Here is a 25,831-nt window from a genome sequence, read left to right as displayed (position 1 = left end):
CCCCGCGCAAGCGGGGATAGACCCCAATGGCGCCACGGCGACCCGTCTGGTTGCTTGGTTCCCCCGCGCAAGCGGGGATAGACCCTGACACAAGAGATTACGGCGCTGCGCGGTGCTGGTTCCCCCGCGCAAGCGGGGATAGACCCTTGCGCAGCCGCGCCGTCACCACAGCAGACGCGGTTCCCCCGCGCAAGCGGGGATAGACCCCTCACTTGCTGCTCGAACACCGCCTGGAAGCGGGTTCCCCCGCGCAAGCGGGGATAGACCCGCTCCACCCGCTGCGAAAGCGCGGACTGCTGCGGTTCCCCCGCGCAAGCGGGGATAGACCCCTTGGGAATGGGGCACGGCGGTGCCGGATGTGGGTTCCCCCGCGCAAGCGGGGATAGACCCTGGCCTTCCATCGCTTCGACCGCCGTCCCGGAGGTTCCCCCGCGCAAGCGGGGATAGACCCCTCACTTGGATGCGGCCACGGCCCGGCAGGCCGGTTCCCCCGCGCAAGCGGGGATAGACCCAAGCGACAAAGCCTAGGGGCCTCTGCAGCGCAGGTTCCCCCGCGCAAGCGGGGATAGACCCTGATCTGTGAGGCAAATAGAGCCTGCCAGCTCGGTTCCCCCGCGCAAGCGGGGATAGACCCGCGATCCGCCTACCCTGACCCAATCCGCCCCGGGTTCCCCCGCGCAAGCGGGGATAGACCCCGAAGTCTGGCACGCGATTTACTTCTGCTCAAGGTTCCCCCGCGCAAGCGGGGATAGACCCCGGGAATTGACAGCAAATTGCCGCCCACCACCGGTTCCCCCGCGCAAGCGGGGATAGACCCTGGAGCCTTCGGCTGCTTCCTTGGTCGGCTTGGGTTCCCCCGCGCAAGCGGGGATAGACCCACTGCGCAAATCAAGCGCCGCCCGGTGGATCTGGTTCCCCCGCGCAAGCGGGGATAGACCCTGCACTTGCCCGATGGCCGGGTATTCGACGCTGGTTCCCCCGCGCAAGCGGGGATAGACCCGTGCTGCTGTCGTGGCCACAGGCACCCACTTGGGTTCCCCCGCGCAAGCGGGGATAGACCCCGCCGACGCATGGCGTGGGTTTCGCTGGTGGCGGTTCCCCCGCGCAAGCGGGGATAGACCTTCACATGAGGCAGATGTGGCGCGGGCAATGAAGGTTCCCCCGCGCAAGCGGGGATAGACCCCGCAGCTTGTGGCTAAGGCACAGGCCGCGTTCGGTTCCCCCGCGCAAGCGGGGATAGACCCTTCAGCATCTACAACGGCGACTGCGTGGAAGTGGTTCCCCCGCGCAAGCGGGGATAGACCCCGTTCGCTGGTGGAAGCGGGCGGCGTGTCGATGGTTCCCCCGCGCAAGCGGGGATAGACCCTGCGGGCGCGTGCGCTTGAGCCGGGTGCGGGTGGTTCCCCCGCGCAAGCGGGGATAGACCCCGACTCGGCTCCCAAGCCAGGCGCCGCACCGTGGTTCCCCCGCGCAAGCGGGGATAGACCCCTGGAGGCGGGAACCGTGACCTTCAACAACGTGGTTCCCCCGCGCAAGCGGGGATAGACCCTTGGTTGCCGGTGCGCCCCCGCCTGGTACGGTGGTTCCCCCGCGCAAGCCCCCCATGTCAGAATACTTGTCGCCTCGATAGAACCCGGCTGTTCCTGACTTCAAAGTCATGAACCTTGGTGGTAGGAGGCTGTGGAGCTTGTGGTCGAAGGTCGGTGCGGTGGGCAACGCGTCAGCGTTGTCCACGGCCAGCCGACCGGTGCGCGCAGCGCATCGTCCACAAATCCACAGCCTGCACTGGCGCCGGGTGGCACAGCACACACTCGGGGGCGAGTGAAGAGAGAACGAAGTGGCTCGATACGGACAAGCATTCAAAAACCGCGTGGTAGCCCGGCTGCTGCCACCAGAGAGCGCCCCACTGGCGGCGCTGGCACAAGAGTTTGGCGTGAGCGCCGACACCCTAGAGCGCTGGCGCAGCGCCGCTTTGGCCCAGCCCGCGCAGCAGCGCAGTTGGACGGCGGCGGCGCGCCTCGAAGCGGTGATCAGCACAGCGGCGCTGGACGAGGCAGCGCGCAGCGCCTGGTGCCGCCAGCACGGCCTGTACCCGCACGATCTGGCGCAGTGGCACAGCAGCGCTGCGCAGGCCCTGGCCAGCCCCGAGGAGGCCCGCGCCAGCCCGCAGCAGACCAAGGAAGACCGGCGGCGCATCAAAGAGCTCGAACGCGAGCTGCGCCGCAAGGACAAGGCCCTGGCCGAGACGGCAGCGCTGCTGGTGCTGTCAAAAAAAGTCGAGGCGATCTTCCACAAGGGCGCGGCCGAATGATCGGCCTCGAAGATCGCCGCAGTTTGGCCCAAGACATCCAAGCGGCTCACGCAGCCGGTGCACGGCTGCACAAGGCCTGCGAGGTTGCCGGCATTGACGTGCGCACCCTGCAGCGCTGGCGCGCCGGTGCGGGCTTGCAACGCGGCGACGGCCGCCCACAGGCCGTGCGGCCTACGCCCGGGCATGCCTTGAGCCCCGTCGAGCGTGAGCAGATCCTGCGTGTGGCCAACCAGCCGCGCTTTGCCGACATGCCCCCGGCGCGCATTGTGCCGGCCTTGGCCGACGAGGGCGTGTATCTGGCCAGCGAATCCAGCTTTCAGCGCGTGCTGCGCGCGCATGGTCAGACGCAGCACCGCGGGCGCGCCAAGGCGCCGCGCGCCAGCCGCGCGCCAACCACCCACGTGGCCACGGCGCCGCGCCAACTGTGGTGCTGGGACATGAGCTACCTGCCGGCGCAGGTCACTGGGCGTTGGTTCTATCTGTACCTGATTCTGGACGTCTACAGCCGCAAGATCGTGGGCTTTGAAGTCCATGAGCGCGACGACTCCGTGCACGCCACGCAGTTGGTCAAGCGCACGGCGCTGGCCGAGGGCATCCACGCCTTGGACAACAAGCCCGTGCTGCACGGCGACAACGGCGCCACGCTCAAGGCCACCACCGTGCTGGCGATGCTGCACTGGCTGGGCGTCAAGCCCTCGTACTCGCGGCCCCGCGTCAGCGACGACAACGCCTTTGTGGAGAGCCTGTTTCGCACGGCCAAGTACAGGCCGCAGTATCCTGAAAAAGGGTTTGCCGACTTGCAGGCTGCGCGCCAGTGGGCGAGCGATTTCGTGCATTGGTACAACCATGAGCACCGCCACAGTGGCATCCGCTACGTCACGCCGGCGCAGCGCCATGCCGGACTGGACCAAGAGATTCTGCAAGCACGCCACGCCCTCTACGCCCAAGCCCGCGAAGACAACCCGCGGCGCTGGTCTGGCCCCACGCGCGACTGGTCACTCATCAAAACCGTCACCCTCAACCCTGAACGAACGGAGGTGCAAAACGCTGCCCTGACGCGCAGCATTACGCAGCCAATGGCTGCTTGAGGACGCGACAAGTTGCTTGACATGTACCGCCCCGCGCAAGCGGGGATAGACCCAACGGCGACATCCAGTATTTCCAAATTGCAGCGGTTCCCCCGCGCAAGCGGGGATAGACCCTCGGGTGGAGTGAAGGTTCCCCCGCGCAAGCGGGGATAGACCCTGCTGCAGATCGCTGGCGGCGGCCACCCGGTATCGAGACGCTGATTCGTTTGAAGATGTTCAGCTTTGACAGGATAGTTGCGCCCGGAATGCGCGGAATCGTATGAAATCTGGCGGAATATCGCCCGTATCGGGCGCATGATGTGCAAAAAACAAGCGGAAATCTCACTCCCGTCCGGAAATTTCAAAAAAAGAAATCCGGCCGGGAAGCGCTGGCGTTTAAACGCGATTTATAGAAGTGCCCTTAAACTGCAGCAGTTGGCGGACCAGGGCATCCGTTTCTCGCTCGACGACTTTGGCACCGGTTATTCGTCCCTGAGCTACCTCAAGCGCCTGCCGCTGTCGCAGCTCAAGATCGACCAGTCGTTCGTGCGCGACCTGCTGACCGACCCCAACGACGCCGCCATCGCGCGCACCATCCTGCAGCTGGCCCAGAGCCTGGACCTGGACGTGGTGGCCGAAGGCGTGGAAACCGAAGGCCAGCGCCAGTTCCTTGAACGGATGGGCTGCAAGGCCTTCCAGGGCTACCTGTTTGGACAGCCCGGCCCTTTTGAAGGAGATTGACCATGAACGCCCGTTTGCCCACCCCCGCACTGGACGCCGCCACACTGGCCGCTTTTGTCGACCAGCGCTGGGATCAGGCCCTTATCCCCGAGCTGAAAAGCTACATCGAGATCCCGGCCAAGTCGCCCTCGTTCGATGCCGACTGGGCCCGAAACGGCCACCTCGAAACCGTGCTGCAGCGCGCCGCCGAGTGGGTGCGCGCGCAGAAGGTCGAGGGTCTGCAGCTGGAGGTGGTGCGGCTGAAGAAGCCCGATGGCAGCGACCGCACCCCGGTGCTCTTTTTCGAGGTACCCGCCTCCAACGGCCGCCACGGCGGCGCTGCGCCCGCATCCGGCCAGACGGTGTTGATGTACGGCCACCTCGACAAACAGCCGGAGTTCACCGGCTGGCGCTCCGACCTTGGCCCCTGGACGCCCAAGATCGACGACGGCAAGCTCTACGGCCGCGGGGGCGCCGACGACGGCTACGCCGTCTACGCCAGCGTGGCCTCGCTGCAGGCGCTCAAGGACCAGGGCGTGGCGCACCCGCGCATCGTCGGCCTGATCGAGACCTGCGAGGAAAGCGGCTCGCACGACCTGTTGCCCTACGTGGACGCGCTGCGCCCGCGCCTGGGCGACGTGGGCCTGGTGATCTGCCTGGACAGCGGCGCCGGCAACTACGACCAGCTGTGGTTGACTACCAGCCTGCGTGGCATGGCCAGTGGCGTGCTCAAGGTGCAGGTGCTGACCGAAGGCATCCACTCCGGCGACGCCTCGGGCTTGGTGCCGTCGAGTTTTCGCATCATGCGTCAGGTGCTGAACCGCCTGGAAGACAGCGCCACCGGCCGCCTGTTGCCCGCCAGTTTTCATTGCGAGGTGCCGGCCGAACGTGTGGCCCAGGCTCGGGCCACCGCCGCCATCCTGGGCGAGGAGGTCTACAAACGTTTCCCCTGGGCCCACCACGACTGTGGCGGCTCCAGCGTGTTCGCGTTGCCCACCACCACCGACCCGGTCGAAGCCCTGCTCAACCGCACCTGGCGGCCCACGCTGTCGGTCACCGGCGCCGACGGTTTCCCCGAGCTGAAGAACGCCGGCAACGTGCTGCGCCCCTACACCGCCTTCAAGCTCAGCCTGCGCCTGCCGCCGCTGGTGGATGCGGCGTTGGCCGTGCAGGAGCTGAAAACCCTGCTGGAGGACAACGCGCCCTACCAGGCCCGGGTCACCTTCGAGGCCGAAGGCGGCGCCACCGGCTGGAACGCACCCAACGTCGCGCCCTGGTTCGAGGACGCGCTGCAGGTGGCCTCGCGCGCCAGCTTTGCTGGCGCTGGCTACGGCACCATTGGCCAGGGTGGCACCATCCCGCTGATGAACATGCTGAGCCAGGGTTTTCCGACCGCGCAGATGATGGTCTGCGGCGTGCTGGGCCCCAAGAGCAACGCCCACGGACCCAACGAGTTCCTGCACCTAGCGTACGCCCGGCGCCTGACGGCCTCGGTCGCGCAAGTGATCGCTCGCATGCCCTGAACATGACGACGACCTCACAGGCTCCTTTCACCCTGCGCGACGGCCTCACCCTCGCCCTCTACGGCTGGCCCCTGCCCGACACCGTACGCCCGCGCGGTGTGGTGCTGATCGTGCACGGCCTGGGTGAACACGCCTGGCGCTACGACCACGTGGCCCGCCGGCTCAATGCCTGGGGTTTCTGGGTGCGCGCCTACGACCAGCGCGGGCACGGCGAATCGGGCGGCGCGCGCGGCGTGCTGCCGGCCGATCACGCCCTGCTGGCCGATCTGGCCGAGGTGGTGGACGACACCCGCGAGCAGCTGTGCAACCGCTGGGCCTGCCCGCTGCTGCTGCTGGGGCACAGCATGGGTGGGCTGGTGGCGGCCCGCCTCGTGGCCGGCCGCTTGCGCCCGGTGGAGGCGCTGCTGCTGTCTTCGCCCGCGCTCGATGCCGGGCTGAACCCGGTGCAGCGCGCGTTGATCGGGCTGCTCTACCGGCTGGCACCCGGTCTCGCGCTGGGCAACGGACTGGATGCCCGCAAGATTTCCCACGACGCCGAGGTGGTCCAGCGCTACCAGACCGACCGGTTGGTGCACGACCGCATTTCCGCGCGGCTGGCGCGCTTCATCGACACCGAAGGCGCCGTCACCCGCGCGGCCGCACCCGGCTGGACCGTGCCCACCTTGCTGATGTACGCCGACGCCGACGCGCTGGTGAACCCCCGTGGCAGCCGCGACTTTGCCGCCGCGGCGCCGCCCGCGGTGGTCAGCAGCCGGTGTTTCGACGGGCTGTTTCACGAAATCTTCAACGAATCCGACCCGGCCGAGGTTTTCGAAACCCTGGAACACTGGCTGGAGAGCCGGTTCTAGGCAGACCCGCCACCTCTACTGCAGCCGCTCGGTGCCGGACAGCGTGCTGGCGGCCATCGACCAGGCCCTGGCCCGCATGGGCACACGACCTCCCGGGGGCGCCGCGCCGCGATGAACGACCGCACGGTTGCCTCCGGACGCTGGCGCTGGCGCCCCAGCCTGCGCCTGTCGCTGCAGCTGGTGCTGCTGGCCACCGTGGTGCTGCCAGCCGTGGTGGTATCGAAGGGCATCCGGCGCTCGTCGGCAATGCGCAGCATCAGCAAGCGGATGGCGTCAGAGGCATAAGCGGACCTACCCCCCCGCCCACACCCCCCGCGCCGCCGCCACCGTGGCCTCAACATCAGCCTCGGAGTGCGCGGCGCTCACAAAGCCGGCTTCGTAGAGGGCGGGGGCGAAATAGACGCCGCGCTCGAGCATGGCGTGGAAGAAGTGGTTGAAGCGGGTGCTGTCGGTGCGCAGCACGGCGGCGTAGTTTTGCGGCAGTTGCTCGAGCAAGAAGAAGCCGAACATGCCGCCTTCGCTGTCGGTGCAAAAGGGCACGCCGGCTTGGGCGGCGGCTTGGGCTAGGCCTGCGGTCAGGCTGCGCGTGCGCGCGCTCAGGGCCTGGTAGAAGCCGGGGCGTTGCAGTTCGCGCAGGGTCGCCAGGCCGCAGGCGGTGGCCACGGGGTTGCCGCTCAGGGTGCCGGCCTGATAGACCGCGCCCAGCGGCGCCAGTTGCTCCATGATGGCGCGTTTGCCGCCAAAAGCGGCCAGCGGCATGCCACCGCCGATCACCTTGCCCAGCACCGTGAGGTCGGGCTCGAAGCCGGGGATGTGCTGCGCGTACAGGCTTTGCGCGCCACCGAGCGCGACCCTAAAGCCAGTCATCACCTCGTCGAAGGCCAGCAGCGCGCCGTGCTGGGTGCACAGTTCGCGGCAGCGGCGCATGAAGGGCACGCTGGCGCGCACGAAGTTCATGTTGCCGGCGATGGGCTCGATCATCAGGCAGGCCACTTGGGGGCCGTGCTCGGCAAAGGCGGCTTCGAGCTGGGGCAGGTTGTTGTACTCGAGCACCAGCGTGTGCTGCACCACCTCGGGCGGCACACCGGCGCTGGTGGGGTGGCCGAAGGTGGCTAGGCCCGATCCGGCCTTGACCAGCAGCGCGTCGGCGTGGCCGTGGTAGCAGCCTTCAAACTTGATGATTTTGCTGCGCCCGGTGGCGCCGCGCGCGAGCCGGATGGTGCTCATGCCGGCTTCGGTGCCCGAGCTCACCAGCCGCAGCATCTCGATGCTGGGCAGCAGCTTGACGATTTCTTCGGCGAGCTCGATTTCGCGCTCGGTCGGGGCACCGAAGCTAAAGCCGTCGAGGGCGGCGCGCTGCACCGCTTCGAGCACCGCCGGGTGGCCGTGGCCCAAGATCATCGGGCCCCAGGAGCCGATGTAGTCGATGTAGCGCTGGCCGTTGGCGTCCCAGAAGTAGGCGCCCTGGGCGCGCTGCACGAAGCGCGGCGTGCCGCCCACGGCCTTGAAGGCGCGCACGGGCGAATTCACGCCGCCGGGGATGAGCTGGCGCGCGCGCTGCAGCAGGGCAAGGTTGCGGTCGGTGGCTTGCATAAATGAGATAAAAAAGGAATCAGTGGGTGCGGGATGGGGTGGGGAAGGCTTCGAGCTGCTGCGCCGGGCCGGCCGTGGGGTCGTCGGGGTCGGCTGCGCCTTCGGGGGGCTCGTCATCATCCAGAGCCCAGAACAGGCGGTTGGGAATGGCGTGGCCCATGCCGGGCTGAAAACCGGCCACTAGGCACTGGTCGAGGTAGGTGAGGGCTTCAGCGCAGGCGGTTTGCAAGTCGGTCTCGCCGGCCAGCAGGGCGCACAGCACCGCCGACAGGGTGTCGCCGGCGCCGCTGAAGGTGGCGTCGAAGCGCTCGAAGCGGGCGCTGGCGAGCAGCGTTTCGGGGGCCGCGAGGTGGCTCTCGAGGTAGAGGTCGGGGGCGTTGAAGCCGGTGACCAGGGTGTAGGGCACGCCGTGCACAGCGGCGGCGGCGGCGATTTCGCGCGCCAAAGGGGGGCGGTCGTGGGCCCAATCGGGCAGCAGCCAGCGGCTCAGGGTGTGGTGGTTGCCCACCAGCACGCTGGTTTGCGGCAGCACGCGTTCGGCCAGCGCGTCGAGGTAGTTTTCGCGCTCCACTTCGTCCCACCAGGTGAGGTCGGGCAGGTAGCAGACCACGGGGATGTGGGCATAGTCGCTCAGCAGTTCGGCGATGGTGCCGAGGTTGTCGGCATTGCCCACGAAGCCGACCTTGATCGCCTGCGGGGTGATGTCTTCGAGCACGCAGCGGGCTTGGTCGTCGATCAGCTCGTCGTCGAGGGCGATGTGGTGGTGGATGCTGCGCGTGTCGCGCACGTAGCAGCCGGTGGCGATGGCCAGCACGTGGCACGAGGCGCTGCTCATGGCGGTGAGGTCGGCCGACAAGCCGCCGGCGCCGCTGGGGTCGTTGGCGTTGAAGCTGAGCACGCAGGGCGGGCTGGCATGGGCTGCGGCCTCGGGGGGGGCGGTTGCGGGCGCAGGGGGAGGCAAAACAGGGCTCATGCAGGGCGGCTGGGTCGCGGTGGGCAGAAGGGGTCTGTGGGTGCAGGCGGCGCTGGATACAATGTCTTCATTCTATGTCAAGCATTTTTCAACCATGAGCGCCCACAAAACTTGGATGTGCCTGATCTGCGGCTGGGTTTACGACGAAGCGGCAGGTTCGCCGGAGCACGGCTTGCCCCCCGGCACGCGCTGGGAGGATGTGCCCATGAATTGGACCTGCCCAGAATGTGGCGGGCGCAAGGAGGACTTTGAAATGGTGGCCTTGTGACTGCGATGTTGCTGCTTTGTGCGCCCGGCGTACAAGCTTAAATTACGATCGAGTCACAAAGGCACGCCATGCAGGAAAGCTCCAAAATACCTTGTAAAGTGCTGGTGGTGGATGACAGCCAGACCGTGCGGATGAGCGCTCAACGGTTTCTGCGTGAAGGGGGGCACGAGGTGCTTTTGGCCGAGGACGGCTACCAAGCGCTGGCGCTGCTGCACGACTTCATGCCCGATCTGGTGTTTTGCGACATCCTGATGCCGCGCCTCGATGGCTACCAAACTTGCGCCATCATTCGCCGCAACGCGCGCTTTGCCCACGTGCCGGTGCTGATGCTATCCTCCAAAGACGGCGTTTTTGATTTGGCCCGTGGCCGTTTGGCGGGCGCCCAAGACCATTTGGGCAAACCCTTTGGCCGCGAGCAGTTGCTGCAGGCGGTGCAACAACACGCGGTGCGATCGCCTTGCGCGCCTTAACAGACGTTTTATGCCATGGTTCGAAATATCTTAGTAATCGACGACTCGCGTACCGAATTGCTGCACCTGTGCAAGCTGCTCGGGAACAACGGCTACCGGGTGCGAGTCGCCCAAAATGCCGAGCAGGCTCTAGAGGAGTTGGCTGTTGAGTTGCCTGACCTGATCCTGATGGACGTGGTGATGCCTGGCACCAACGGTTATGCCCTTACACGCCAATTGGTGCGCCACCCCCAGTACGGTCAGGTGCCGGTTTTTCTTTGTTCAAGTAAAAATCTGGAGTCGGACCGGGTTTGGGGCTTGCGCCAAGGTGCGCGCGAGTATTTCACCAAACCGATTGACGTCAAGTCGCTTTTGGCGCACATCGAGGCGCTGAGCTAAAAATGCAGCATCGCCCTTGACCATGATGACTTCCAGCCGACCCAGCCGCAAATCTTACGAAGCCGAATTGAAGCGCAAGCTGGCCGAGTCGGGTCGGCGCAGTGCCCAAGCGGGATGGTTGGCGTTGGGCTGGCAAGGAGCCCTCGCCCTGGTGCCGCTGGCCCAAGCGGGTGAGATTTTTACCCCGACGCCTTTGCAGCGCTTACCGCACAGCCAACCTTGGGTGTGTGGCGTGGCGGGTTTGCGTGGCAATATTTTGTTGGTTTTTGATTGGGCTCAGTTGCTCGGTTGCGCCGCACCCGGGCAGGCCACCCCAACTGCGCTCGATGCGGCGGGCCAGTACTGGGTGTCGTTGAGTCCGGCCTTGGGCATTGGTGCCGCGCTGTGTGCCGACCGCTTGCTGGGTTTGCGCTATGAACAGAGTTTGGAGTTTGCTCCGGCCACAGGCCATCCTTCCGGGGTCCAACGACTGGCTCGAGATGCACAAGGGCAGCAATGGCTGGAGCTCGACTTGCCTGCAATTTGCAGTCGGGCGGCGTTTCAGAATTTGTTGCTTTCAGGATTTTCTCGCTCCGAGCCCACCTTGCCTCCTACTTAGCTAAGGTCGTCCATGTTTGCTGTGTTTCGTCGTATGTTTTCTGCCAAGGCCGGCAGCACGCCGACCGAGCCTGTCGCTGCAGCCACGAGCGACTTAAACCCTAACGACAGTGCGGCGCTCGCTCTCGATCCGACTCCCGGTCGCCTGGAGAGCCCCGATGTCGAGGTGGCCCCGACTCCCGATCGCCCCGATCGCCCCGATATCGATGTGATCGCTACCGCCGACCTGTCGTGGTGGGGTGCGAGCCACTGGTGGGTGTTTTTTCTGCTGTTCCTCATGCTGATGGTGTTGTCGGCGTTGCAAGGGTGGTACAACCCACAGTGGGCGGTGCCGCACAATTTGCCCCCTGGAGCATGGAGCGTGTTTGCAGCTGGGTTTGGATTTTTGGCGGTGTTGTCCTCACTCGCCATGATGGGTCAGTTGCAGCGGGCGGCCTTGGCGCAACAAGAGGCCTTGGTTAAATCCGAGACGCTGGCGCGAGAACAGGAGCAGGAAACCCGGCGCATCAACGAGGCCACGCAAGCGGCCATCCTGCGCCTGATGAACGAGCTCCAGCGCGTGGCCGAGGGCGACCTGACGCAGCAAGCCACGGTGAGCGAAGACGTGACCGGGGCCATTGCGGATACGGTCAACTACACGGTCGAGGAGCTGCGCAGTCTGGTGGCCCAAGTGCAGCGGACCACGGAGCGGGTGGGCGAAACCTCTGGCCGGGTTGAAAGCGCTTCCAATAAGTTGCTCTCTGCGTCGTCTGAGCAGCTGCACGAAATTCGTCAAACCGCGCAGTCGGTGCTTGATATGGCGGTGCGCATTGGACGCGTGTCGCAGCAAACGCAAGGTGCGGCAACTGCGGCGCAGCAATCGCGTCAGGCGGCCGAAACTGGGTCGCGTGCGGTGCACGAGGCGATCGAGGGCATGAACCGCATCCGCCAGCAGATGCAAGAGACTTCCAAGCGCATCAAACGACTTGGGGAATCTACACAAGAGATTGGCGAGATCACCGAACTGATCGACGACATCACCGAGCAGACACAAGTTCTGGCGCTCAATGCCGCCATCCAAGCCGCGGCGGCGGGCGAAGCTGGACGCGGCTTTTCGGTGGTGGCTGAGGAGGTGCAACGTTTGGCAGAGCGCAGCGCCGATGCCACCAGCCAGATTGCTGCGCGGGTGCGCGCCATTCAGGTCGATACCCAAGACGCGGTGCAGGCCATGGAGGGCTCGACGCGCGAGGTGGTTGAAGGCACGAAGCGCTCCGACAACGTGGGGGCGGCGCTTGCCGAGATCGATCGCTTGTCGGTGCAAGTGGCTGACCTGGTTGCCCAAATTGCCACCACCGCAACCCACGAAGCGCAGCAGGCTGGGGCGGTGGCGAAGCAGATCCAACACGGCTTTCTGGTGACCGAGCAAGCCAGCGAGGGCACGCGCGCTACGGTGCTGCAGTTGCGCGAATTGGCGCAACTGGCCGAAGAGTTGCGCCTGTCGGTGACTCGCTTTAAGATTGCCTGAGCCCAAGGCCGCCCATGAAAGCTGCCTTGAGCGCCTCCCCTGCCGATCCAACCAGCGCCCCCATGCAAACCAACCCGCACAGTGCGCTTGAAGCCGGATTGCAGCCCTTTGCTGCGTCAGAAGCGGTGAGTATGGGGCCCCTGGGATGGGTTTACGAAGAGCTGCGCCAGTGTCTGCAAGAGGCCGATGCCACGCTGCTGCGCTTTGTCTCTGACAATGTGGCGGCTCGCAGCGGCGACTTGGCCGAGATCGATGCCAGCGAGCTGCGGCTGCTTAGCCAGCGCTTGCACCAGGCGGTGGGGGCGCTGGAATTGGTCGAGTTGGCCGCAGCCGCTCAGACCTTGCGCGCCTTGGAGGCGGCTGTGGGCAAGCTGATCGCCAAGCCTGCCCTGGCCACCGAGGCGGCAGCCGCCGCCGTCAGCGCCGGCTGCCGGGTGTTGCTGGACTTTCTCTGGCGCGAACTGCGCCAGCGCCCGGTGTCGCCGCAAGCGCTGTACCCAACCTATCTGGCATGGCAGCAACTGGCCGGTGCGGCGCGCATTCATCCGGCTGATTTGTGGCCCTGCGAGCCGCGCATGGTGCCCCTGCCCGCTGGGCCGGCCTTGACCCCGGAACCGGCGTTGCGCACCCGGCTCGAGCGCCATGTGCTGGCGGTGGTCAAGAGCCGCGATGCCGCCGCAGCGGCGGCGTTGGTGCCCTTGACCGCTGGTTTGGCACGCGGGGCCTCAGTGCCCGAAGCGGCACAGTATTGGCTGGCTGCTGCGGCCTGCTTTGAGGCCTTGGCCGAGGGCTGTCTGCCCGACACGCTCTACGTCAAGCGGGCCGTTACCGGCGTGCTGACGCAATACAACGCCCTGGCCCAAGGCCGATTCGAGCCATGGGCACGCCACACCCACGACTTGCTGTACTTGGTGGCCCACTTGCCGGCTGCGGCCATCAGGATTGGCAGTTTGCATGTCCAGGCCATCCGGCAGACTTATGGCTGGCAGCCACCAGATTTGCTCGGGCAGTCAGAGTCAAATTTGGGGCAGGACGATTCGTTGCGGCTTGCACAGGCACAGTCTGCGTTGCATGCGGCCCAACGGGCCTGGGAGCGCCGGAGTGCCGGGGAGGGCGGCGATCAGTTTGGTGCAGCCATGCAGCGCTTGGGTGGCAGCCTAGATGCCTTGTGGCAGGGGTTGCCCCAGTCTGCGGTGCCTGATTCGACCCTTCAGCCGTCGGCTGATGCGGTTGCCCCCTCTTCAGACCCATCCAGAGCAACCAGCTGGGGCCGCGTGTGCACCGACCTGGTGCAAGGCCTCAGTCATGACCCTGCTGCATGGCCACCCGGGCTGGCGCTCGAAGTCTCCAGCACGCTGTTGTGCCTGGGTGCCGAGCTCGATGACTTCGATGCGCACCCGCAGATCGACTCTGCCGACTCGCGCTCGACCGAGCGGGTTGATGCAAACGCAGCGTACCAGCGCCAGCAGGACCTGCTGCAACGGTTGCATGCCTGCGCCCACGGACTGCCGCTGCCGCCTGCTCCCAGTTGGATGAGCGAGCGCTACCGCAACTTCAGCGAGCGCCAAAGCCAAGCCGCACTGTACGGGCAGATGCGCAGCGATTTGAACGAGCTCGAGCGTGCGCTCGAGACTTGGTTGCAGGCCAAACAAAGCGTCCCGACAGCCATGCCCGACGAAGCGATCTGGCCACGCTTCGATGCGCTGTACAAAATTGCCGAGTGGCTGGACTTGAAGCCTGTGGTTTCAACTTTGGGAGCAATGCGGCGTTGGTTTGCGGCCCTGGAGACAGCCAGCGCATCGCAGCGCGCAGAGTTGGAATCGGCCCAATGGTTGGCCGACAACTTTTCGGCCTTGGAGTTGCTGCTGGAAGCCATGTTGCAGCAAACCGAACTGGCTAGCGAGGCATTTGCGTTTGACCCTGCAACCGAACGCTTGCAGGCGTTGCGCCCGGTGGCTTCTGCGGCCACTTCGGCGCCTCAAATCAATGCGGCGGTGGATGCAGCCGGTGTCACCAAGGCCGACGCCGATTCTGTTTCGGAGTTGTCCGAGTCCGATGATTTGCTTGAGGTGTTTTTAGACGAGGCGCAGGCCCTGCAGGAGCAAATCACGCAATCGTTGGCGGCGTTGCAATTGCAGCCCGACAGCGCGCCGAACCTGCTGGCCACGCGCCGCGCCTTTCACACCCTCAAAGGCAGCGCCCGCATGGTGGGCCAGACGCAGGTGGGTCAATTGGCCTGGGGTGTGGAGCAGGTGCTCAACACCTGGCTGGCCGATCGCCTCCCGGCTACCCCCGATTTGTTGCAGCAGTGCGCAACCGCGTTGGAACGCATCCGCGAGGCTCTCGGCCTTGGATCGACTCAAGCCAGTGATGCGGCGTCAACAGTCGAATTCAAGCGACCCGAGCTCCCGGCTGCACCGATTGCCGAGGCTTCGTTGCCGCTCCAATCACCGCCCGACCCCGAGCGCGTGCCGCTGCTGCGCGATGCGCTTCAATTGCCGCCCGTGCTTGATCAGCCCGTCAAGGAAGTGGGGCCGCTGCGCATAGAACTCGATCTGTTCAACGTTTTTTTGGCCGAAGCCGACGACTGGTCGCGCCGTCTGCTGCAGGGGCTCGAGCAGCCGGAGCTGGCCACTGTACCGCCGCTCTTTGAATGGTCGCATGCGCTTGCTGGAGGCGCGGCCACAGTGGGTCATGAGGGTCTGTCACAGCTGGCGCGTGCCTTGGAGCAAGCACTGGAGCGGTTGCTGCCGGTTGCTGGGGGTGCCCGCTTGCAGCAGCCGGTGCAGGCGGTCTTGATTGAAGCGGCGCAGCAGATGCGCGCAATCCTGCACCAATTTGCTGCCGGTGTGTTGCGCAACCCTCAGCCCGAGACCTTGGCTGCTCTGGCGGGCTTGGTGCCATCAAGCGAAACGCGCTCTGAATCTGGTGCATTGCGGGTGGCTGGGGCTGCGCCAGGGGATCGATCCGGCGAGGTGACGTCAACGCCGCAGTCCACGGTCGTGCCCGAGGCTGAGTTGGCCCCCGCTTTTCTGAGCGACCTTGTACTCGACCCTGCTGTTTTTGCCGTTTTCGATGACGAGGCGCAGCAGTTGTTGCCTCAGCTGGGTGCCGCCTTGCGTCAGTGGAAAGCCCGTCCACAGCACGGGGTGGCACGCAGTGAGTTGCTGCGCCATCTGCATACCTTGAAGGGAAGCGCCCGTCTGGCCGGCGCCATGCAGCTGGGAGAGCGCTTGCATCGACTCGAAAGCCGGGTGCTGGCACTGCCTGATGTGCCCGAGTCCACCGCTTTGCATGCGCTCGAGCCAGAGCTGGAGCAGGTCGAAGCCGACCTGGCACAGCTGCGCCGCCGCAGCGCCCAAGCCAAAGTCAAGGCGCAAGCCGACGTTCCAGTTGCGCATCGGCCGAGCCATGCGGTGGCAGAGTTTGCGCCCGAGTTGCTGCAACCGAGTCCAGTGGTCAGTACCCTGAGGGTGCGCGCCGACTGGCTCGACCGGCTGGTGCTGCACGCCGCCGATCTCAGCCTGAGCCGCACCCGCATCGAGTCGGATTTGTTGGGTGTGCGCCGCTCGTTCGAGGACATGGCCACCAACGTGGCCCGTCTGCGCAGCCAGTTGCGCGAACTTGAACTGCAGACCGAATCGCAGAGATCTCCTGCCGTGGTGCAAGGTTCGTCTCCCGATCCGCGCTTCGACCCGCTCGAGCTTGACCGCTACACCCGATCCCAGGAGCTTACGCGCCTGATGGCTGAAGCGATCAACGACGTAGCCGTGGTGCAGCACCAATTGCAGCGGGCGATGCAGTCTGCTGAGGGCAACTTGGCAGCGCAGACCCGCCAGACGCGCGATTTGCAGCGGGATTTGTTGCGCAGCCGACTGGTGGCTTTTGATTCGCTGGGCGAGCGCTTGCAGCGCTGTGTGCGGCTGGCGGCTGAGGACTGTGGAAAAACGGCGGAACTGCGCCTAGAACACGGTGAACTCGAGCTCGAGCGCAGCGTCTTGGAGCGTTTGGTTCCAGTGCTCGAACACTTGTTGCGCAACGCGGTCGTGCACGGACTGGAGACCGATGTGCAGCGCCACCTGTTGCGCAAGCCGCTGCCTGGCCGGATTTCGATTGCGCTGCAATCCCACGACAAAGACCTGTCCATTACTTTGAGCGACGACGGCGCCGGGCTCGATAGCGAGCGCATACATCAGCGCGCTATCGCCTTAGGGCTGCATCCGAAGGCCGGGCAATGGAGTCTGGAGCAGGCCCAGCGGCTGGTTTTTGCTGTGGGTTTGAGCACAGCGGATGAGGTCACCCAAGTGGCTGGGCGTGGCATTGGGCTCGATGCCGTGCGCAGCGAGGTGCGTGCGCTCGGTGGTCGCATCGACTGCCTAGCACCCCCAGCGGGGGGGTGTGCATTTCGGCTTTGGTTGCCTCGCAGCAGCAGCTTTAGCCAGGTTCAGATGCTGCGTGTGGGTGATTTTGTCTTTGGCGTACCTTCCGACTTGGTGCTGCAAGTTCACCAAGCGCAAGCCCCTGCCCTTACAGCCGCCTACGTCCGAGGCCGCTGGTCTAGTGAGGCTGCAGGGCCGATCGCCTTTCATTGGGCTGGGGCACTGTTGGCCTTGTCGGCCGAGAGCACGGATGAGGCCTCGCAGCAGGCACGGCAGTGGCAGGTGGTTGAGTTTTATAGTGCGGGTCAGCGCGTGGCATGGCATGTGGACGAGGTGCTTGAGGTGCAAGAGGTGGTGCTCAAGCCCTTGGGCCCGCCTTTGGTGGGCTTGCCAGGCTTGGCAGGGGCCACTGCGTTGGCCTCGGGTGCCGTGTGCCTGATCTACAACCCGGTCGCCCTGACGGCCTTGTGCGCCGAGGCGGCGCGCCAGTGGGTGCGCGAACATCGCGCTGGCGCCACCAGCAAAACAGCAGCGACGCAGGCCACTCCCGTCGGGCCTGCAGCGGCCCCGCTGGTGCTGGTGGTAGACGACTCCATCACGGTGCGCCGCGTCACCCAGCGTTTGCTGCAGCGCGAGGGTTATCGCGTGGCGCTGGCCAGTGACGGTGTGCAGGCCTTGCAGCGTCTTGCAGTCGAGCAGCCCGCAGTGATGCTGTGCGATATTGAAATGCCGCGCATGGACGGGTTCGAGTTGCTGCATCGAATGCGCCTAGACCCGCGCTGGGCCGATTTACCGACCATCATGATCACCTCGCGCTTGGCTGAAAAGCACCGCCAGCATGCACGCACACTGGGGGTCGAGCATTACCTGGGCAAGCCCTATTCTGAGCTTGAACTGCTGGCTTGGGTGCGGGAAGCCTGTGCGCGCAGCGCTCAGCCCTAGGTTTCGGTGCGCGCCACGGCGTAGCGCTCGAGCGTGAGCGCGCGCGCCTCGAAGTGGTCCACCAGCGGCGCCGGGTAGTTGCGCCCCAGCGCCACGCCGGCTGCCGCCAGATCGTGGGCTGATGCGCGCCACGGTGCGTGCAGCTGCGCGTCGGGCAGGCTGGCCAATGGCGGCAAATAGCGCCGGATGAATTTGCCTTGGGGGTCGAACTTTTCGCTTTGCAGCACGGGGTTGAAGATGCGGAAGTACGGTTGCGCGTCGCAGCCGCTGGAGGCGCACCACTGCCAGCCGCCGTTGTTGGCGGCAAGGTCGAAGTCGATCAAATGATCGGCAAAGTAGCGCTCGCCCCAGCGCCAGTCCAGCCCCAGGTCTTTGCACAAAAAGCTGGCGGCCACCATGCGCAGGCGGTTGTGCATGTAGCCGCTCTGGTTGAGCTGGTGCATGGCCGCATCCACCAGCGGGTAGCCGGTCTGGCCCGCGCACCAAGCGGCAAAGTGGGCTTGCGCTGTTTTGCCGTGCTCCCAGCGGATGCGGTCGTAGACGGGCTTGAAGGCGCGCTCGGCCACGTGCGGAAAGTGGGCCAGTATCTGCTGGTAAAACTCGCGCCAGATCAGCTCGCTGAGCCAAGTGCTGGCGCCGGCCACCCCTTGTTGGTGCAGATCGTGCGCCAGCCGCACCGCTTGGCGGATGCTCAAGGTGCCAAAGCGCAGGTGCACGCTCAGGTAGCTGGGGCCTTTGAGGGCGGGGAAGTCGCGCGTTTGGCCGTAGTGCTCGATGCGCGCCAAAAAATCTTCCAGCAGCGCCAGCGCGCCGCGGCTGCCGGTGCGGATTTTGAGCTCGCGCAGGTTGCTGGGCACAAAGCCGAGCGCTTCCAACGGCGGCACCCCGGTGGCCAAGCCGGGCGGGCAGGGCGCCAGCGCGTCGGCAAAGCGCTCCACGGGGTGCGGCTGCGTGTGGCTGGGGGTGAGCGATTGCAGCCAAGCTTTTTTGTAAGGCGTGAACACGGTGAATGCGTGCCCGCTTTGGTTGAGGATTTCATGGCGTTCAAACACCACCTGGTCTTTGTAGGTGTGCAGCAGCACGCCCTCGTGCGCCAGCGCGCCGCGCACCTGGGCATCGCGGGCTAGGGCGGCGGGCTCGTGGTCGTGGTTGGCGTACACCGCCTGCACGCCCAGTTGCGCGGCCAGGCGCGGGATTTGCTCAATGGCGCGGCCGTGGCACACCAGCAGCCCCACGCCTTCGGTGCCGTTGCTGCGCCCGAGCGCGCGCAGCTGCTCGTCGAGGTCGATGAGCGACTCGTGGATGAACTCGACCCGCCGGTCCGCCTGCAGGCCGCGCTCGAGCAGCGGTTGCAAGATGTCGGTATCGAACACAAAGACGCACCAGACGCGCTGGCACTGGCGCAGCGCTTGATGCAGTGCAGCGTGGTCGTGGCTGCGCAGGTCGCGGCGCAGCCAGACCAGACCGCTGGGGTAGGTTTTGGGGGCTAGGGTCATGTGGGTGGGCGCTTAGAATGCACGGCATGAATTCGGATTTTGCACCCACTGACCTGACACACCATTTTTTAATCGCCATGCCGGGCCTCAAAGACGAGCTTTTTGGCAAAAGCGTGGTGTTTTTGTGCGAGCACTCGCCGCGCGGGGCCATGGGTTTGATCATCAACAAACCCAGCCATCTCACCGTGGGCGAGTTGTTCGAAAAGGTCGATTTGCCGCTGCGCCGCAGCGAGCTGGCGCCGCAACCGGTGTTGCTCGGCGGGCCGCTGCAAACCGACCGCGGCTTTGTGCTGCACCCGGCCATGGGGGCGGTGCAGGCGGTGGGCAGCGACCACACCCCACCGGCGGTGGCGCGCGCCCTGCGCGAAGCGCTGGCCGGCCTCGAGTCCGATGACGCAGCGCAACCCGAGCGCGATGCGTCGGCGCGCAACGAGCAGCCCGTTGACGATCCCAATGTGCAACCCGACGCGCCGCCAGACGCACAATCTGAGGCCAGCGCGCCATCGGCGCTGCCCAGCGCCTACGCGGCCAGCCTCAAAATCGCCGGCAGCGGGCTGGAGATGACCAGCTCGCGCGACGTGCTCGAGGCCATGGCCTGCGGCGCTGGGCCCAGCAAAATGTTGTTTACCCTCGGTTACGCCTCGTGGGGCGAGGGCCAGCTCGAGTCCGAGATCGGCGAGAACAGCTGGCTGACAGTAGACGCCGACCCGGCCCTGATTTTCGACACCCCGCTGGCGCAGCGCTACGAAAAAGCCATGGCCTTGCTGGGGCTGCAGTCGTGGATGCTGGCACCGGGCGCGGGGCATGCATGACGGCGGTCAGCGTGGTCTCGCCGCCAGACGCCGCTTTGGCTGCGGCCGTGGCACCCAGCCCGCTGCAGTCCGTACCAGACAGCCAGCAGCGGTTTTTGGCCTTTGACTGGGGGCTCAAGCGCACCGGCGTGGCGAGCGGCAACCGCCTGACGCGCAGCGCCAGCCCACAGCCCACGCTGCGCGCCGAAGGGGCGGCGCGCTGGCCGCTGATCGAAGCGCGCGTGCGCGAATGGCAGCCCGATGCGTTGGTGGTGGGCATTCCCACCCACCCCGACGGCGCTGCACACGCCAACACGGCGCTGGCGCAAAAATTTGCGCGCCAGTTGCGCGGCCGCTTTGCTTTGCCGGTGTACGAGGTGGACGAGCGCTACAGCAGCACCGAAGCCCACAGCCAGGGCGCGCGTGACGCCGATGCCGCCGCCGCCTGCATCATCTTGGAGCAGTTTTTGAGGAGCCTGCCATGAGCCATTTGCTACTCGATGCCGAACAGCTGTACGCCGAGCTCAAGCGCGGCGTGCAAACCCTGCTGGCCGGCAGCGCCACGACGCCGCACCTGGTTGGGGTGGCCACCGGCGGGGCCTGGCTGGCCGAGCGCTTGCACGCCGAGCTGGGTTTGCCGGGCCGCGCCGGCGTGATTTCGTCGGCCCTGCACCGCGACGACTACGCCCAGCGCGGCCTGCGCGCGCGCGGCGGCCAAACCAGCCTGCCCTTTGAGGTGAGCGGCGCCGAGGTGCTGCTGATCGACGACGTGCTCTACACCGGCCGCACGCTGCGCGCCGTGATCAATGAGCTCTACGACTACGGTCGCCCAGCCTGTGTGCGGCTGGCGGTGCTGGTGGATCGCGGCGGGCGCGAGCTGCCGCTGGCGGCCGACTTTGCCGCCGTGCGGCTGCCGCTGGACCGCGCGCTGCGCTTTGACTTGGTGCGCCGCGCCGAGGGCGGCTTCGACTTCGAGGTCGCCCCCGCCAGCCCTGTTTCCAGCGCTATGTCCGGCAGCAGCCTAAAGGGGAGCGCCACATGAGCCCCAACCCGCAACTCAACCGCCACGGCGAACTCGTCCACCTGCTCTCGACCGAGGGGCTGCCGCGCGAGATTTTGCTGCACATCCTCGACACGGCGGCCAATTTCGTGGGTGTGCACCAGCGCGAAGTCAAAAAAGTGCCGCTGCTGCGCGGCAAGAGCGTGTTCAACCTGTTTTTCGAGAACAGCACCCGCACCCGCACCACCTTCGAGATCGCCGCCACGCGCCTGTCGGCCGACGTGATCAACCTCGACATCGGGCGCAGCTCGGCGGCCAAGGGCGAATCGCTGCTCGACACCATCGCCAACCTGAGCGCCATGGCGGCCGACATCTTTGTCGTGCGCCACAGCGAATCGGGCGCGCCCTACCTGATCGCGCAGCACGTGGCGCCGCACGTGCATGTGATCAACGCCGGCGACGGGCGCCACGCCCACCCCACGCAGGGGCTGCTGGACATGTACACCATCCGCCACCACAAGGGCGACTTCAGCCAGTTGTCGGTGGCCATCGTCGGCGACGTGCTGCATTCGCGCGTGGCGCGCTCCGACATCCACGCCCTGCGCACCTTGGGCTGCCCCGACGTGCGCGTGGTCGGGCCGCGCACGCTGGTGCCCGCCGATCTGGCCTCGATGGGGGTGCGCGTCTGCCACGACCTGGAGCAGGGCATCCGCGGCTGCGACGTGGTGATCGCACTGCGGCTGCAAAACGAGCGCATGAACGGCGCCCTGCTGCCTTCGAGCCAAGAGTATTTTCAATGCTTTGGCCTCACGCCCGAGCGGCTGCGCTGGGCCAAGCCCGACGCGATCGTGATGCACCCGGGGCCGGTCAACCGCGGCGTCGAGATCGACTCCAGCGTGGTCGATGGCGCGCAGAGCGTGGTGCTGGCGCAAGTGACCTTTGGCATCGCGGTGCGCATGGCGGTGATGGGCATCGTCGCCGCCAATGAAGCCTAAACGAACAGCGGAGCAGCAAGCATGAAGACACTGATTCGGGGCGGGCGGCTGATCGACCCGGCCAGCCAGACCGATCGGCTGGCCGACGTGGCCATCGCCGGCGGGCGCATCGTGCGCATCGCGGAGCCGGGCGCGGCGTGGCCCAATACTGCGTCAGAATCTGCGTCCGATTCTGCGCCCGAGCGGGTGCTCGACGCCAGCGGCTGCTTGGTCGTGCCCGGCCTGGTGGACCTGTGCCTGCGCCTGCGCGAGCCGGGGCAGGAGCACGCCGGCATGCTGGAGTCCGAGCTGGGGGCGGCGCTGGCCGGCGGCGTCACCAGCCTGGTCTGCCCGCCCGACACCGACCCGGTGCTCGACGAGTCCGGCCTGGTGGACATGCTCAAGGCGCGGGCGCAAAAGCTGCGCCAAGCGCGCGTGTTTCCGCTCGGTGCGCTCACGCGCGGCCTCAAGGGCGAGGCGCTGACCGAGATGGTGCAGCTCAGCCAGGCCGGCTGCATCGGCTTTGGGCAGGCCGAGCTGCCGATCGTCAACACCCAGGTGTTGCAGCGCGCTTTCCAGTACGCCGCCACCTTTGGCTACAGCGTTTGGCTGCGGCCGCAAGACTTCTGGCTGGGCCAAGGCGTGGTGGCCAGCGGCCCGCTGGCTACGCGCATGGGCTTGAGCGGCATACCCGTGGCGGCCGAGGTGCTGGCGGTGCACACCGCGCTGGAGCTGCTGCGTGGCGTGCACGCCAGCGCCTCGAGATCCGGGCCGGGGCTGCGCCTGCACCTGTGCCGGCTCAGTTCGGCCGCTGCGGTCGAACTGGTGCGTCAGGCCAAGGCGGCCGGTTTGCCACTGAGCTGCGACGTGAGCGTGCACAACCTGCACCTGTGCGACACCGACATCGGCCACTACGACACCCGCGCGCGCCTGCAGCCGCCGCTGCGCCAGCCCAGCGACCGCGCCGCGCTGCGCGCCGCGCTGGCCGACGGCACCATCGACGCGCTGGTGTCGGACCACAACCCGGTGGCGGCCGACGCCAAGGTGCTGCCCTTTGCCGAGGCCGAACCGGGCGCCACGGCGGTTGAGCTGCTGGCGGGTCTGGCCTTGCTGTGGGCCGAACAAGAGCGGCTGCCGCTGCTGCGCGCGCTCGAGGTGCTCACCGCCGGGCCGGCGCGGGTGCTGGGGGGCAGCCTGGGCTCGCTGCAAGACAGCTTGGGCCGCATCAGCGAAGGCGGTGTGGCCGACCTGTGCCTGATCGACCCCCGGCGCCCTTGGACGGTGGCCGCCGGCGCGCTGCGCAGCCAAGGCCGCACCACCCCCTTCGACGGACGCGAGCTGCCGGCCAGCGTGCGCGCCACGCTGGTGGGCGGGCAGGTGGTCTATGACGCGGCGCAGCCGCGCCGGGCTTGATGCGGCGGTGGCTTAATACATGAAGCGCGTGCGCGCCATCGGGCGCCTGCTGCGGCTGGCGGGCCATATCTTTTGGGCCCTGTACCTGCTGCTGTACCGTTTCCCCAAGCTCGGGGCGCCCGAGCGCGAGCGCATTGTGCGCGCTTGGACGCAGCAGGCGCTGGCGATCATGGGGGTGCGGCTGCAGGTGCTGTGCGAGCCGCCCTCCGCCGGGCCCTTGTTGGTGATCTGCAACCACATTTCCTGGCTCGATATTTTGATCATCAACGCCAGCCAGCCGTGCCGCTTTATCTCCAAGGCCGAGGTGCGGCGCTGGCCGGTGCTGGGCACCTTGGTCGAGCGCGCCGGCACCTTGTTCATCGAGCGCCAAAAGCGCAGCGACGCGCTGCGCGTGGCGCAGCAGGCTTCTGCCGCGTTGCGTGCGGGCGATCTGGTGGCGCTGTTCCCTGAGGGCACCACGGGCGACGGGCAGGGCATTCTGCCCTTTCATGCCTCCCTGTTGCAGGCGGCGGTGGATGCCGACTGCCCAATCCTGCCCGTGGCCGTGGTCTATCTGCACGGCCACGGGCAGGCGCTGCTGGGCGAGGCGGCGCGCCACGAGGCGCCGGTGTACTGCGGCAACACCAACCTTTTTGCGTCGGTCTGGCGCATCGTTTGCGCCCGCGACCTGCAAGCCACCTTGCACTGGGGCGAGCCCGATGCGGCGCAAGGGCGCGACCGCCGCGCCTGGGCCGAGTCGCTGCGCACCGAGATCGGCCGCTTGGCCGACCAGCCCTTGCTGCCGCGCACCGGCGAGCCGCCGCGCTGGAAAAAAAACGCCTGACCGTCCGGATCAAAAAACGGCCTGATTGTGGTTCGGGGCTGGGGGCCTTGGCTGGGTGTGTCACTCGGGCGCTGGCGGTCGGTCCATTGCACCTAGGTTGACTCCGCCCGCCGGACGCAGCCGCGGGTCGCCCAGCGCCGGTTTGCTGCGCGCGGTGCCATAGTCGGCGCGCAGTTGCGCCAGCTGCGTGCGCTGGCTGTCGGAGGCGGCAATGTCGCTGCCATAGCGCTGCAGCACCAGCCAGGCCGTCTCTACTGCTCGGGCGTTTAACGAGCCTTGGGCGGTGCGCAGCAACTCGGCAAAGGCAGTTTTGGGCTCGCCGCCGTTGGCGGCCTTGAGCGTGCGCTCGATCAATTCCACCATGTGATCCTGAGCCTGCTGCAGGCGCTCGACAAACGGAGGGTGGGCGCTGGCGGCGTTGGCCAAGAGGTCGCCCATGGCTTTGCTGGTGGCAAAGCGGCGCCCCATGCGATCGATCGCTTTCGGGTCTGGCAGCAGATCCCTTTGGCGCTGCCCTAGGTAGGCCAAGGCGCAGAGCAGGTTGCAGGCGGCCTCCATGTCGAAGGTCGGTGCGTCGATCTGCTGGCACGCTTGGGCAATCAGGTTGCGGGCTTTGTCCACCTGCCCTTGTTGGTCGTGGGACAAGGCGGCGATCAGGTCGGTGCAGCGTTGCAAGCGCAGATCGTGCGGGGTGGCGCGCAGGCGTTTGCGCAGCTCGGCTTGGTGGCGCTCGAGTTGCGCCGGTTGCTGGTGCGCATAGGCCGACAGGGCCAACAGCAGGAGGCACTCGCTGTCGAACATTTTGGAATCCAGCCCGAGGTAGGTGGAGCGCTCCAGCAGCTCAAAAGCGCGTTCGCGATCGCCGCAAAAAAAGGCCAGCATGCCCAGCCGCTGCTGGCGGCCGATGGCCATTGGGGTGAGGGTCAGCGCTTTGTGCAGGGTCGATAGTGCCTCTTGAAACTGGCCCAGCTCCAATTGGGCGCGGCCCAACACGTCGTAGGCCTCGGGGTAGTCGGGGGCGGCTTCGATCAAGGCCTTGAGGGTCTGCAGGGCCGCGTGGGTGGCGCCAGCGTCGAGCTGCGCGCGCGCCACGCCGAGCAAGGCCCAGGGCTTGGGGTCGGCGTCCCACAGCAGTTGAAACAAGGCGCGCGCCTCGTCCATGCGCTCGAGCCGCAGCAGCACCTCGGCCCCCAGGCGGCCCGCTTGTTGCCACTGCGGCCCGCGCGCGGCCACGCGTTCGTGCGCCAGCCGCACCGCTTCTTCGGGCTGCTGTGCTTCCAGCGCTTGGTAGATGGGCAGCAGCGCGGCCTTGCGCAGCCGCGCCTGCTCGATGCGGTCGTACAGGCTGCCGGCCGAGTAAGGGCGCACGATGTAGCTGTCCACCGAGGACTCGGCGGCTTCGCTCACTTTGAGGTAAGTGGCTTCGTCGGTAAGCAAAATAAACACCGTGGCGTAGGGCAGCAGCCCGCTGCGGCGCAGGTCGTCGAGCAGCTCTTGGCCGCTGCCGCCGCCCTTGGGGAACTGGTCGCCACAGATCACCACGTCGAAGGGGTTGCGCTCCAGTTCGCGCCGCGCCTCGCTGATGCGGCTGGTTTGGCTCACCGACTGCAAGCCCATGCCGCGCAACTGGCCGGCCAGAGTCATGCGCGTGCTCGGGTTGCCATCGACCACCAAGGCCGCCGACTGGTGCAGTGCGCGCGGACGGTTGGGCGCAGAAGCGGGCGGGGGCGGAGCAAGGGGCCGGTTCATGAAAGGGCGGGC

At 66.7% G+C, this 25,831-nt stretch carries 19 protein-coding genes, 2 pseudogenes and 1 CRISPR repeat array (1 of these 22 only partly in view); of the genes and pseudogenes, 17 read left to right on the top strand and 4 right to left on the bottom strand.

Features of this window, described 5'->3' with window-relative positions; translation table 11 throughout:
- A CRISPR array of direct repeats spans positions 1-1,549; the repeat unit is 29 nt; unit sequence GGTTCCCCCGCGCAAGCGGGGATAGACCC; it reaches 371 nt to the left of the window's first position.
- Between the two features lie 288 nt (positions 1,550-1,837).
- The 5 genes and pseudogenes from SMCB_RS07885 (at position 1,838) to SMCB_RS13385 (ending at position 6,754) form a co-directional block, all read left to right on the top strand.
- Positions 1,838-3,399, top strand: a protein-coding gene (locus SMCB_RS07885; protein WP_144400224.1) for an IS3 family transposase whose coding sequence is annotated in 2 segments (ribosomal slippage) — positions 1,838-2,276 and positions 2,276-3,399 — 1,563 coding nt in all. Because the reading frame shifts where the segments join, the coding sequence is not laid out codon by codon here.
- Positions 3,400-3,831: 432 nt separating this feature from the next.
- Positions 3,832-4,119, top strand: a pseudogene (locus SMCB_RS07880) (EAL domain-containing protein); the annotation flags it as partial.
- Between the two features lie 2 nt (positions 4,120-4,121).
- Positions 4,122-5,621, top strand: a complete 1,500-nt coding sequence (locus SMCB_RS07875) for a M20/M25/M40 family metallo-hydrolase (RefSeq protein WP_045536103.1) — start codon at positions 4,122-4,124, stop codon at positions 5,619-5,621.
- A 2-nt stretch (positions 5,622-5,623) separates the two neighbouring features.
- Positions 5,624-6,469, top strand: a complete 846-nt coding sequence (locus SMCB_RS07870) for an alpha/beta hydrolase (RefSeq protein WP_045536101.1) — start codon at positions 5,624-5,626, stop codon at positions 6,467-6,469.
- Positions 6,470-6,580: 111 nt separating this feature from the next.
- The gene (locus tag SMCB_RS13385) at positions 6,581-6,754 is read left to right on the top strand and encodes a hypothetical protein (protein ID WP_171820292.1); all 174 of its coding nucleotides are present in this window, start codon (positions 6,581-6,583) and stop codon (positions 6,752-6,754) included.
- Between the two features lie 6 nt (positions 6,755-6,760).
- Here SMCB_RS13385 and hemL read toward each other — a convergent pair whose 3' ends face one another.
- Entirely contained in the window at positions 6,761-8,062 is a 1,302-nt protein-coding gene (hemL, locus tag SMCB_RS07865; RefSeq protein ID WP_045536099.1) for a glutamate-1-semialdehyde 2,1-aminomutase, read from the bottom strand.
- Positions 8,063-8,081: 19 nt separating this feature from the next.
- Positions 8,082-9,035 carry a bifunctional hydroxymethylpyrimidine kinase/phosphomethylpyrimidine kinase gene (thiD, locus tag SMCB_RS07860; protein ID WP_045536097.1) on the bottom strand — a complete coding sequence of 318 codons (954 nt, stop codon included), beginning with the start codon at positions 9,033-9,035 and terminating at the stop codon, positions 8,082-8,084.
- Positions 9,036-9,129: 94 nt separating this feature from the next.
- On the opposite strand from thiD, the gene SMCB_RS07855 reads away from it, so the two are divergent.
- The 6 genes and pseudogenes from SMCB_RS07855 (at position 9,130) to SMCB_RS12190 (ending at position 17,573) form a co-directional block, all read left to right on the top strand.
- Positions 9,130-9,303, top strand: a complete 174-nt coding sequence (locus SMCB_RS07855) for a rubredoxin (RefSeq protein ID WP_045537861.1) — start codon at positions 9,130-9,132, stop codon at positions 9,301-9,303.
- 68 nt (positions 9,304-9,371) lie between these two features.
- A complete protein-coding gene (locus SMCB_RS07850; RefSeq protein WP_045536095.1) occupies positions 9,372-9,773 on the top strand; it encodes a response regulator in 402 nt (133 codons plus the stop codon).
- Positions 9,774-9,788: 15 nt separating this feature from the next.
- Positions 9,789-10,151, top strand: coding sequence for a response regulator (locus SMCB_RS07845; RefSeq protein ID WP_034109681.1), 363 nt, complete (start codon positions 9,789-9,791; stop codon positions 10,149-10,151).
- A 22-nt stretch (positions 10,152-10,173) separates the two neighbouring features.
- Positions 10,174-10,749 (top strand): chemotaxis protein CheW, encoded by a 576-nt coding sequence (locus SMCB_RS12485; RefSeq protein ID WP_082027309.1) that lies wholly within the window; start codon positions 10,174-10,176, stop codon positions 10,747-10,749.
- A 387-nt stretch (positions 10,750-11,136) separates the two neighbouring features.
- Positions 11,137-12,252 (top strand): annotated as a pseudogene (locus SMCB_RS07840) (methyl-accepting chemotaxis protein); the annotation flags it as partial.
- A gap of 62 nt (positions 12,253-12,314) precedes the next feature.
- Positions 12,315-17,573 (top strand): hybrid sensor histidine kinase/response regulator, encoded by a 5,259-nt coding sequence (locus SMCB_RS12190; protein WP_231851182.1) that lies wholly within the window; start codon positions 12,315-12,317, stop codon positions 17,571-17,573.
- Here the strand turns inward: SMCB_RS12190 and SMCB_RS07830 are convergent.
- Positions 17,570-19,069, bottom strand: a complete 1,500-nt coding sequence (locus tag SMCB_RS07830; RefSeq protein WP_045536093.1) for a cryptochrome/photolyase family protein — start codon at positions 19,067-19,069, stop codon at positions 17,570-17,572. The two genes, SMCB_RS12190 and SMCB_RS07830, sit on opposite strands and share 4 nt — an antisense overlap.
- 26 nt (positions 19,070-19,095) lie before the next feature.
- Here SMCB_RS07830 and SMCB_RS07825 point away from each other — a divergent pair, with 26 nt between their 5' ends.
- From SMCB_RS07825 to SMCB_RS07800, 6 genes are read left to right on the top strand one after another with little or no spacing between them, the layout of a single operon-like run.
- Positions 19,096-19,881 (top strand): YqgE/AlgH family protein, encoded by a 786-nt coding sequence (locus SMCB_RS07825; RefSeq protein WP_045537855.1) that lies wholly within the window; start codon positions 19,096-19,098, stop codon positions 19,879-19,881.
- On the top strand, positions 19,878-20,345 hold the full coding sequence (gene ruvX, locus SMCB_RS07820; RefSeq protein WP_045536091.1) for a Holliday junction resolvase RuvX: 468 nt from the start codon (positions 19,878-19,880) through the stop codon (positions 20,343-20,345). Before SMCB_RS07825 ends, ruvX begins: the two co-directional genes overlap by 4 nt.
- Positions 20,342-20,902: a bifunctional pyr operon transcriptional regulator/uracil phosphoribosyltransferase PyrR gene (pyrR, locus tag SMCB_RS07815; RefSeq protein ID WP_082027307.1), complete on the top strand. Its 561-nt coding sequence runs from the start codon at positions 20,342-20,344 to the stop codon at positions 20,900-20,902. Before ruvX ends, pyrR begins: the two co-directional genes overlap by 4 nt.
- Complete coding sequence (locus tag SMCB_RS07810; RefSeq protein ID WP_045536089.1) at positions 20,899-21,855, top strand: aspartate carbamoyltransferase catalytic subunit; 957 nt, start codon at positions 20,899-20,901, stop codon at positions 21,853-21,855. The genes pyrR and SMCB_RS07810 overlap by 4 nt, the downstream gene beginning before the upstream one ends.
- A 21-nt stretch (positions 21,856-21,876) precedes the next feature.
- Positions 21,877-23,247, top strand: a complete 1,371-nt coding sequence (locus SMCB_RS07805; protein ID WP_045536087.1) for a dihydroorotase — start codon at positions 21,877-21,879, stop codon at positions 23,245-23,247.
- 19 nt (positions 23,248-23,266) lie between these two features.
- Complete coding sequence (locus tag SMCB_RS07800; protein ID WP_045536085.1) at positions 23,267-24,070, top strand: lysophospholipid acyltransferase family protein; 804 nt, start codon at positions 23,267-23,269, stop codon at positions 24,068-24,070.
- A 60-nt stretch (positions 24,071-24,130) separates the two neighbouring features.
- On the opposite strand, the gene SMCB_RS07795 is transcribed toward SMCB_RS07800, so the two are convergent.
- Positions 24,131-25,819 carry a tetratricopeptide repeat protein gene (locus SMCB_RS07795; protein WP_052468456.1) on the bottom strand — a complete coding sequence of 563 codons (1,689 nt, stop codon included), beginning with the start codon at positions 25,817-25,819 and terminating at the stop codon, positions 24,131-24,133.
- Positions 25,820-25,831 lie beyond the last annotated feature (12 nt).

This window comes from Serpentinimonas maccroryi, assembly GCF_000828915.1.
In the GTDB taxonomy this organism is placed as follows: Bacteria; Pseudomonadota; Gammaproteobacteria; order Burkholderiales; family Burkholderiaceae_C; genus Serpentinimonas; species Serpentinimonas maccroryi.
The sequence above is the reverse complement of the archived record's forward strand: the minus strand, read 5'-3'. Positions and strand labels throughout refer to the sequence as shown.